A 413-nucleotide genomic window follows, 5' to 3' on the forward strand; every position below is an offset into this window, starting at 1 on the left:
CAGCGTCTCCTCGAAGAGGATGGCGCCGGAGATGTAGTTGCCGAGCCCCGGCGCGGAGACCAGCAGCGTGCGGTAGGCCTGGCGGTTCGCCTCCGTGTTCTCCAGCCCGATCGACGCCAGCCTCTTCCCGCACGTCGCGTTCGACTCGTCCATGGCTAAGATCCCCCTCCCCGGCGACGCCACAGTTTTAGCGGTCTTGACGAGCTCATCGGCGTAGGAGGAGGCGCGGACGGAGAAGCCGGCGGCCGGGTGGTGGCGGACGGCGACGGAGGCGGAGAGAGGGTGGCGGAGCGACTGGCCCTTCACCCAGTCGGACTTGTCGAGGACGGGGGAGGACTTGAGGAAGGAAGCCGACGCCATAGCCGGGGAGCTCGCTAGAGATGTGGCACTAGACGAGAAGAACCAGAGGCTGT

Annotated in this window: 1 protein-coding gene; it reads right to left on the minus strand. The window is 67.1% G+C overall.

The genetic code is table 11. The features are described from left to right. Positions 1-360, minus strand: a 360-nt coding sequence (locus DJ021_RS18460) for a class I fructose-bisphosphate aldolase (protein ID WP_133255064.1), incomplete at its 3' end; no start/stop codon positions are given. Positions 361-413: the final 53 nt, after the last annotated feature.

Source organism: Phenylobacterium hankyongense (assembly GCF_003254505.1).
GTDB classification, from domain to species: domain Bacteria; phylum Pseudomonadota; class Alphaproteobacteria; order Caulobacterales; family Caulobacteraceae; genus Phenylobacterium; species Phenylobacterium hankyongense.